This is a genomic window from Bradyrhizobium sp., from assembly GCF_050014615.1.
GTDB lineage: Bacteria > Pseudomonadota > Alphaproteobacteria > Rhizobiales > Xanthobacteraceae > Bradyrhizobium.
The window spans coordinates 1-8506 of record NZ_JBEKCZ010000216.1 but is presented as its reverse complement, the minus strand read 5'-3'; the positions used below and the strand labels follow the sequence as shown (position 1 = coordinate 8506).

The 8506-nt window shown below is 61.3% G+C and carries 10 protein-coding genes; 3 read left to right on the top strand and 7 right to left on the bottom strand.

Features of this window, described 5'->3' with window-relative positions:
- The 7 genes from ABR948_RS25380 to ABR948_RS25350 all read right to left on the bottom strand — a co-directional run.
- Positions 1-483, bottom strand: a 483-nt coding sequence (locus ABR948_RS25380) for an NAD(P)-dependent oxidoreductase (protein ID WP_428123241.1), incomplete at its 3' end; no start/stop codon positions are given.
- A 27-nt stretch (positions 484-510) separates the two neighbouring features.
- Positions 511-1236: an ABC transporter ATP-binding protein gene (locus ABR948_RS25375; protein ID WP_428123240.1), complete on the bottom strand. Its 726-nt coding sequence runs from the start codon at positions 1234-1236 to the stop codon at positions 511-513.
- Positions 1226-1981 (bottom strand): ABC transporter ATP-binding protein, encoded by a 756-nt coding sequence (locus ABR948_RS25370; RefSeq protein ID WP_428123238.1) that lies wholly within the window; start codon positions 1979-1981, stop codon positions 1226-1228. Before ABR948_RS25370 ends, ABR948_RS25375 begins: the two co-directional genes overlap by 11 nt.
- On the bottom strand, positions 1978-2904 hold the full coding sequence (locus tag ABR948_RS25365; protein WP_428123237.1) for a branched-chain amino acid ABC transporter permease: 927 nt from the start codon (positions 2902-2904) through the stop codon (positions 1978-1980). Before ABR948_RS25365 ends, ABR948_RS25370 begins: the two co-directional genes overlap by 4 nt.
- The gene (locus ABR948_RS25360) at positions 2901-3767 is read right to left on the bottom strand and encodes a branched-chain amino acid ABC transporter permease (RefSeq protein ID WP_428123236.1); all 867 of its coding nucleotides are present in this window, start codon (positions 3765-3767) and stop codon (positions 2901-2903) included. The genes ABR948_RS25365 and ABR948_RS25360 overlap by 4 nt, the downstream gene beginning before the upstream one ends.
- 73 nt (positions 3768-3840) lie before the next feature.
- The gene (locus tag ABR948_RS25355; RefSeq protein ID WP_428123235.1) at positions 3841-5088 is read right to left on the bottom strand and encodes an ABC transporter substrate-binding protein; all 1248 of its coding nucleotides are present in this window, start codon (positions 5086-5088) and stop codon (positions 3841-3843) included.
- 339 nt (positions 5089-5427) lie between these two features.
- Positions 5428-6312: an NAD(P)-dependent oxidoreductase gene (locus ABR948_RS25350; protein WP_428123234.1), complete on the bottom strand. Its 885-nt coding sequence runs from the start codon at positions 6310-6312 to the stop codon at positions 5428-5430.
- A gap of 153 nt (positions 6313-6465) precedes the next feature.
- On the opposite strand from ABR948_RS25350, the gene ABR948_RS25345 reads away from it, so the two are divergent.
- The 3 genes from ABR948_RS25345 to ABR948_RS25335 all read left to right on the top strand — a co-directional run.
- Positions 6466-6963, top strand: a complete 498-nt coding sequence (locus tag ABR948_RS25345; protein WP_428123233.1) for a VOC family protein — start codon at positions 6466-6468, stop codon at positions 6961-6963.
- A gap of 14 nt (positions 6964-6977) precedes the next feature.
- Entirely contained in the window at positions 6978-8210 is a 1233-nt protein-coding gene (locus tag ABR948_RS25340) for an acyl-CoA dehydrogenase family protein (RefSeq protein ID WP_428123231.1), read from the top strand.
- A gap of 9 nt (positions 8211-8219) precedes the next feature.
- Positions 8220-8506 (top strand): flavin reductase family protein (locus ABR948_RS25335; protein WP_428123230.1); only part of this gene is annotated, 287 nt, incomplete at its 3' end.

The following is an 8506-nucleotide window of genomic DNA, read 5'->3' as shown; positions in this document are numbered from 1 at the left end:
CCCGACATGTTCGATACGGCGGCACAATTGCTCGAGCAGCGGCATCGCCCGGGTAACATCAGCGTTGGTGCCGCCGACCAGGCCGAACAGCTTGCCTTCTCTCGCCGGCGCAGTGCTCCCACCGACCGGGCATTCGACAAAGGCCGCGCCCAGCTCGGTCACCGCTATGCCGACGGATATCATGGTGTCCGGGCGCAGCGTGCTCATGTCGATGATGAGCTTGCCGGTGAGCGTGGATTCCAGAAGACCTTTGGATCCGCGGTAAACCGCCTCGGTCGCGGCGTCGTTCAGCAACATGACGATGACGGCTTCGCAGCCCCCGGCGAGCTCCGCGGGAGATGCGTACAATTTGGCACCGGCGTCGGTCAGCGGCTTGGTCTTTGTGGGATTGCGGTTCCACACGCCGACTTCATGTCCGACCGCGATCAAACGTTGCGCGATCGCTGCGCCCATTCGTCCAGTTCCGCATACGCCGATTTTCATTTTCTTGCCCTCCTCTGGGGTGGATTGTTAATGCGCACGAAAGACGCCGAGATGTTGGGTAATCAGCTCTTCATTGTTGAGGATTTCGCCGGCATCGCCGGCGAAGACGCAGCGTCCGGTATTGAGGATGACCGCCTGATCCGCGACGTCGAGCGCCAGTTGTCGATTTTGTTCGACCAGCACGATGGACTGTCCTTCCTCCTTCAGCCGCTTGATGGTGCGGCCGACTTCCGCGACAATCAGCGGCGCCAGCCCCTCCGACGGCTCGTCGAGCAGCAGCACCCGGGGGTTGCCCATCAGCGCTCGCCCGATCGCCAGCATCTGCTGCTCGCCGCCCGATAGCGTGCCCGCCAATTGCGCGTGGCGTTCCTGCAGGCGTGGGAACATGGAATAAATCCGCTCGATATTCCATGGCTTTTCGGAAGCTTTTTCGCGCTGCTGCGCCACGATCAGGTTTTCCTTCACCGTCAGCGACGGAAAGATCCGGCGCCCTTGCGGTACCAGACCGATTCCGAGCCGCGAGATACGCTCAGGGCTCAGCCCTTCGATCGATTCTCCAAACAGTTTGATTTCGCCTTCGCGGGGCTTCAGAAAGCCGACGACCGTCGAGATGCAGGTGGTCTTGCCCGCGCCGTTGCGTCCCAGCAACGCCAGCACGCCGCCCGGCCGCAGCGAAAAGCTCACGCCATGCAGGATATGGCTGTCGCCATAAAATGCATGCACGTTGGTCAGACTGAGTGCGTCAGACGCCAAGATATACCTCGCGCGTTCGCTCATCCGCGATCACACTATCGCGGTCGCCGTCGACGATCACACGGCCGTAGTTCAGCAGCGTCACGGTCTCGGCCAAGTCGAGTGCGGTATCCATGTCGTGTTCGATCATGATCACGGCCGTTTCCGTTGGGATCGACGCTATCAGCGACTTCACGGTCGAGCGTTCGGTGTCGGAAAGACCCGCCAGCGGCTCATCCAGCAGCAGCACGCGCGGCTTTTGCGCCAGCGCCATCGCGAGCTCAACCCGGCGCTTTTCGCCATAGGCAATTTCCGACACCGGATGATCGGCCAGATGCAGAAGCCCGACCGCATCGAGGGTGCGGCGCGCCTCGGTCGCGAGGTCGCCGTAGAACGACAGCGGGCGCCACATCTGCCAGCGCGTGGGTCGCAAACCGAGCAGGCCGAGCGTGACATTGTGCTCGAGCGTATCGCCCGAAAACAGCGTGATGATCTGGTAGGTTCGCGACAGTCCCAGATGCGCGCGCTGGTAAGGTGCGAATGACGTCACGTCGGTACCGAACAGCTTGATCTGTCCGGCGTTCGGTCGCATGTCGCCGCTGATCTGGTTGAACAGCGTGGTCTTGCCGGCGCCGTTCGGGCCGATAATCAGGCGGCGCTCGCCGGGCCGGATCGCCAGCGATATGTTCTGCGTGACGACGAGGCCTCCGAAGGCCTTCTTCAGGTCGATCACTTCAAGCGCATGATTCGCGGCAACAGGGGTCATCGCGATCCCCTGCGCAACAGCCGGCTAAGGCCGGGGACGATTCCGTTGGGCATCACCAGAACGATGAACAGGAACACCAGCCCGAGCAGCATGTTCCAGCGCTCGAGATAGGCCGAGACGTAGTTCTTCAACAGCAGCACCAGCGCGGCGCCGACGACCGGGCCTCCGGGCGTGCCTGACCCGCCGGCGATGACGCCGAGCAGGGCTTCGGCCGAACTCGTGGTCGAAAGCGAGGTCGGGTGGATATATTTGTTGTAATAGACGTAAAGCAGCCCGGAGATGCCGCCCCAGAAACCGGCATAGATGAAGGTGATCCAGCGGATCATCCAGGGATCGAAGCCCAGCGCCGCCATCCGGCGTGGCTGGTCGCGCACGCCTTTCAACGACGATCCGAACGACGACGATACAAAGACCGTCATCATCATGAATGCGAACCAGGCCACGATCAGCGCAAACCAGTAGAACGAAGCCGCGCTGTCGATCGAAAAGCCAAACGGCATCGGCCGGGTGAGGCCAGCTATGCCGTTATCGCCGTTGGTCACATCCGACATGCGATAGGCCAGCCCCCACAACACCTGCGACAGCGCCAGGGTGATCATGAGAAAGCCGAGGCCGGTGGCACGCAGCGCGATCAGGCCAAATAGTGCCGCCATTGCGGTGGTACCCAGAATCGAGAGCAAAGCGGCCGGGCCGTGGCCCCATCCGTAGCGGCTTGTCATCAGCGCCGAGATATAGGCGGCGACGCCGAGATAGGAGGCGTGTCCCAGCGAGGTCATGCCGCCATAACCGACCAGCAGATTTAGGCTGAGCGCGAAGATCGCCGCGATCAGGATCTGGCTGGCGAGGTTGACGTAGAAATCGCCGGCGAAGAACGGCAGTCCGACCAGCAGCACGGCGAGCAGGGCAGCGGCAATCCACTTCATGCGCCGACGCGCCCAAACAGGCCCTGAGGCCGGAACGCGATCACGACGATCATCGGCAGGAACAGGATGATATAGGCCAGCTCCGGAAACAGCGCGGTGCCGAAGGTGTAGATGAAGCCGATGATGAAGCTGCCGACAAATGCGCCCAGGAGGCTGCCGATGCCGCCGAGAATGACGACGATCAGCGCCAGCGGCAGCATGTCGCCGTCGAGCCCGGGATAGGCCGACAGGATCGGTCCGCCCAGCACGCCGCCGGCGCCGGCGATGCCGGCGCCGAGGCAAAACACGATCGTAAACAGATTCGAGACCGGAATTCCGACCGCCCGCGCCATCTGCCGGTCGTCGACGCCGGCGCGGATCATGGCGCCGAGCCGTGTCCGCTCCAGCAGGAAATACAATGCGATGGCGGCACCGATGGCGCACCCCACCAGCACCAGCCGATAGGTCGGAAACACGAAACCCAGCACCCTTGTCGGCGCCTGCAGATTCTGCGGGGTCGGCACCGGTATGGAATCGCCGCCCCACAGCATCAGGCAGGCATCGGAAATGATGAAGGACATGCCGAGTGTCACCAGCACCTGTCCGAGCGGATTGGTCTTCAGCCGGGTCAGCACCAGCCGCTCGAACAGGCCGCCGATCGCGGCCACCGCTATTCCAGCGCCAAGCGCAGTCACCCAGATATTCAAGCCGCCATAGGCGCGCATTGCCGTCGCGCCGAAATAGGTTCCAAGCATGAAGAACGCGCCGTGGGTCAAATTCGCCAGCCGCATCAGGCCGAAGATCAGCGAGAATCCCGACGAGAGCAGAAACAGCAAACCACCAAGCGACAGGCTGTTAAGACCCTGAATGATCCAAAATTGCATCGGCGGCCGATTCTGTTCGAAAAGTTGCGAGATCGTCGGCCCGCAACGGATGCAGACTTATGGCTCCAAGTTCTTATTGCTCTAAGTTTTTCGCCGGCGGGTAGTCGCGCGAATAGACCGGATTTTTCAGGAAGGCGGTCTTGTCGTAGGTCCAGAACTGGCTGACATCCGGATAGGTCTTGATCACGGCATTGACCAGCCGTCCGTCGCTACGGGTTACCTTGCGGATGTAGACATCGCCGATCACATTCCCGAATTCGTCGAATTTGACGACGCCGCGTATCGTCTCCACGTTATTGCCGCGGATCGCCGTCATCAGCGCCTTCTTGTCCTCCGCGTTGGCGTTCGTGGTCTTGAGCGCGGCTTCCAGAACCTCGCCCGCGAGGTAGGTACTGCCGGCATAGTAGCCGGGGTCGTATTTGAACTGCTTGCGGAATGCCGGCGCGAAGGCCTTGTTGAGGGGATTGTCGATTTCCGCCGAGTACCAGCTCGTGGTCAGGATCCCCAGTGCCTCGTCGCCCATATTGCGCAGCACGGATTCATCGAGCGCGGTCATGCCGCCGATCACGGTCATCTTGTCCTTCAGGCCATATTCGATGAATTGGCGCAGGAAGCGGAAGCCGTTCGAGCCGGCGGTGCCGAGGAAAATCGCATCCGCGTTTTTCACCTGGGCGACGTAGCTGCCGTAGTCCGGCGTCGCCAGCGGCGTGAAGATCTTTTGAACGATCTTGCCGCCATTGTCCTCGAACGCGCGCTGGAAGCCGGCGCACATTTCATGCCCATAGGCGAAATCGTCGGCGATGGTGACGATCTTCTTGTATTTCAGCTCCTTGGCGCAATATTCGGCAAACGGGTAGGTGCACTGCGCCGACGTTGACGTCAGGCGGACAAACCAGGGGCTGGGGTGCCGCTGCGTCATGTCCTCGGCCGCGGCGACGCCGAGTGTCGGTATCTCCTTTTCGGTGAGATAGTCGGCGATCGCCAACGCCTCAAAAGCGGCGAGCGGGCCGATCATGCAGTGGACGTTGTTCTTTTCGATCAGCTCCTGCGCCTTGGTGCGCGCGGTGGCGGGAACGCCGGCGGTGTCCGCGACGATCAATTCGACCTTGCGGCCCGCGAGCGTGTTGTCGCGCTCCTTCAGAAACATCGTCAGGGCCAGTTCCATGTCGATGCCGCCGGAGGCGAGCGGTCCGGTCTTGGCGGCCAGGAGCCCGATGCGGATCGGTCCGCTGTTCTGCGCAAAGACGAGGTTCGGCGCAGCCACGCTGGCGATACCGGCGCCGGCAACGCTGCTGACAAATTGTCGTCGCGATATCGTCATGGAACCTTCCCCCGGAACGCTGCAACTGAAGACCGGCGCTTGTTGTTTTTTGTTTTTGATCGACCGATTTATCGGACGGAAGTCATAAATGATCAAGTGATAACCACGCCATCGAGCCGGTACGCGCGAGGTTTAGCTAGTCCCGGATCGATGATCGCTCGCAAATTCGCTTTGGTGCAGTGCGGTATAGCGAATATACCTCCTTACGCCGCTAGAGCATGATCCGGAAGAGTGGGGACCGGTTTTCCCTCGCGACAAACGCCAGGGGCGTTTGCGCGGAGATCATGCTCAAACAAGAAGATGGACGACGAGCATGATTCAACTCAGGCGAATCGTGCTCTAGGATCGCGGCGTGCTGATGATGGTTTTCTTCAGCACTTCGAACACCGCCGCGGTGTCCTGGTCGCCCAGCCCCATCGCCATCGCCTGGGTGTAGACCGGCTGCGTCAAGGTAAACAGAGGGGTTGCGCAGCCGACGTCCTCGGCGAATTCGGCGATGATCGCCATATCCTTTTTCCAGGTCGAAACTTTCATGGTCGCCGGTTCATAGACGCCTTCGACCATCATTGGCGCCCGCATCTGGAACATCCGCGAGCCGCCGGCGCCGGGACCGACCATGTCGACCACCAGCTTCGGATCGAGCCCGGCGCGCTCAGCCAGGATCATCGCCTCGGCGGTGGCGACGTTGTGGATGGCCACCAGATGATTGGCGACGAATTTCATCCGGCTGCCATTGCCGAACGCACCGAGATCGGCACTCTGCTTGGCAAAGTCGGAGAACAATTCCTTGCAGCGCGCGATGGCCGCGCTGTCGCCACTGGCATAGACCACGAGATCCCGCATTTTCGCCTGTGCGCCGGTTCCGCTCAGCGGACAGTCCAGCGCAATGTGGCCTGCCTGTTTCAGGATGGTTTCGAAGCGAAGCTTGTCGGCGAGCGCGAGGGTGGACAGTTCGATCACGATCCGCGGTGGCTGCCCCGAACTGGCGATAGCCTGTGCCACCTTCTCGACCGCGGCGGGAGTTGGAAGGCTGGTCATGATGACAGGCGCGTCGCGCGTGACGTGAGCCACGTCATCGGCGATGGTGACGTCAGCCGCCGCAAGCTCGGCCCGTTTGGCGGCGTCGGTATCGAAGCCGATCACCCGCCATCCGCGCTCGACAAGGTTGCGGGCGATCGCGCCGCCCATGATGCCAAGCCCGATAATGCCAACGGTCTTGTCCATGCGAGTTCGCTCCCCCTGTCGAATTTGATTGACGGGCACCGCGAGCCGCGCCTTAATTAGTGATCGGTCGATAAACAATCGTCAAATAGTTCCGGTCGGTCAAGCAGCTTTCGTCGCGATGCGGCGCACGCTGCTTTCTCAGGGAGGCGAAGAATGAAAGTCACGGGCTTCAACCACCTGTCGATCGGCACCAGGAATCTCGCGGAGTCGGTGAAGTTTTACGAAACCGTGTTGGGCATGCAGACAATTCCCAGCTATAATTTCGGTTTCAAGACCAAATATCTGCGCTGCGGCGATCTGCAATTGCACATTTTCGAGCTGGAAGACCAGGTTCCGCTGTACCAGCACTTTGCGCTGGACGTGGATGACTTTCATGCCGCCTATGATGCCGCCAAGGCGATGGGCGCGCTGGATTCGACGGCGTTTCGCAACCCGGTGAATGAGCTGCCCGATGGATGCGTTCAGATGTATTTGCGCGATCCTTCAGGAAATCTGATTGAGATCGACTGGCCCGATGTCGGGACGCTCGATCGTTCGCGCATTCCGGAGATGAAGCTATTGACCGAGTTCGCCGAACAGGACGAAGAAGGCCTGGCGGCTTCGCTGTATCTGGATCGGCCGCATCTGAAGACGGCGCGCCGGGCGCGATAACCGAGGATCCTGACATGGCCGGTGCCGGTCTGAAGCCAAATACCAGTCTGCCGTCAGGGCCGAACGCCGACATCAGCGCCTATGCGGCCATGATCGCCCGGGCCCGGGCCCTGATTCCGCAATGGCGCGAGCGCGCCTCCAAAACCGAGGACTTGCGGCGGCTGCCGAGCGAGACCGAACGCGATTTGCACGAGGCCGGTCTGTTTCGGGTGCTGCAGCCAAAACGCGTAGGTGGCTCCGAGTTCGACTATGTCGCGCTGGTCGATTGCGCCGATGCGATCGGGCAGGCCGATGCGTCGGCGGCGTGGAATTTTGCCAATCTCTCGAGCCACCACTGGATGCTGGCCATGTTCGACAAGCGGGCGCAGGATCTGGTCTGGAACAAGGACGTCAATGCCCTGATTGCCTCCTCCTTCATATTTCCCGCCGGCCGCGCCAGGAAGGTTGATGGTGGATACGCGCTGCGGGGCAGCTGGCCGTTCTCGTCGGGGGTGGATTCCTGCGAATGGAATATGCTGGCCAGCGTGGTGTCCTCCGATGACGAGGCTGACGGCATCGAGTACCGCATCTTTCTGCTCAACAAGAGCGACTACAGGATCAAGGACACCTGGAACGCAGCCGGATTGAGAGGAACCGGATCGAACGACGTCGAGGTCGACGAGGCGTTCGTGGCCGAACCGATGACGATTGCGGTCAATGATCTCGCCGGCGGCCCGACGCCCGGCAGCGCCGTCAATCCAAATGCGCTTTATACACTGCCGGTGTTTTCGCTGTTTCCCTACGTGTTGTCCGGCGTGGCGCTCGGAAACGCGCAGGCCTGCCTCGACGATTATGTCGATCTCGCGCGGCATCGCGCATCGACCTATAATCGCACCAAGCTGGGGGATCTGCAGAGCACGCAGATCAAGATTGCCGAGGCTTCCTCCAAGATCGATGCAGCCCGCCTGGTGATGCGCTCGACCTGTATCGCGGCGATGGCCGACGCGAGGCGCGGTGATGTTCCCGACATCGCCGCCAAGACCAGGATGCGGCGCGACGGGGCTTTTTCCGTCAATCTGTGTACCGAAGCCGTCTCATTGCTGTTTGCGGCGAGCGGCGCGCGGGGCCTTGCCACATCGGGAGCGCTGCAGCGGCAGTTTCGCGATGCCCACGCGATCAATTCGCACATCGCATTCAATTTCGATGCGGCTGGCACCAATTACGGACGGGTTGCGCTCGGCCTGCCGTCCGAAAATCTGACGCTTTGAGGCCGCCGAATGAACGACGCGTCTAAGCATCCGACCGAGCCCGATCCGGCCAACGAACTGGCCAGCGACAACTCGGCGATCGATCCCCGCGATTTTCGCAACGCGCTTGGCACCTATGCCACCGGCGTCACCATCATCACGGCCATGACGGCGGATGGAAAGCCTTACGGCTTGACCTGCAATTCGTTCGCCTCGGTCTCGCTCAATCCGCCGCTCGTGCTATGGAGCCTGGGGATGTATTCGCAGGGGTTGCCTATCTTCCAGAATGCCAGCCATTTCGCGGTCAATGTCCTTGG

What these genes read in the sequence shown, in the direction of transcription:
- ABR948_RS25345 (WP_428123233.1), top strand. Translation starts at nt 6,466, where the DNA reads ATGAAAGTCACGGGCTTCAACCACCTGTCGATCGGCACCAGGAATCTC.
- ABR948_RS25340 (WP_428123231.1), top strand. Translation starts at nt 6,978, where the DNA reads ATGGCCGGTGCCGGTCTGAAGCCAAATACCAGTCTGCCGTCAGGGCCG.
- ABR948_RS25360 (WP_428123236.1), bottom strand. Translation starts at nt 3,767, where the DNA reads ATGCAATTTTGGATCATTCAGGGTCTTAACAGCCTGTCGCTTGGTGGT.
- ABR948_RS25365 (WP_428123237.1), bottom strand. Translation starts at nt 2,904, where the DNA reads ATGAAGTGGATTGCCGCTGCCCTGCTCGCCGTGCTGCTGGTCGGACTG.
- ABR948_RS25355 (WP_428123235.1), bottom strand. Translation starts at nt 5,088, where the DNA reads ATGACGATATCGCGACGACAATTTGTCAGCAGCGTTGCCGGCGCCGGT.
- ABR948_RS25370 (WP_428123238.1), bottom strand. Translation starts at nt 1,981, where the DNA reads ATGACCCCTGTTGCCGCGAATCATGCGCTTGAAGTGATCGACCTGAAG.
- ABR948_RS25350 (WP_428123234.1), bottom strand. Translation starts at nt 6,312, where the DNA reads ATGGACAAGACCGTTGGCATTATCGGGCTTGGCATCATGGGCGGCGCG.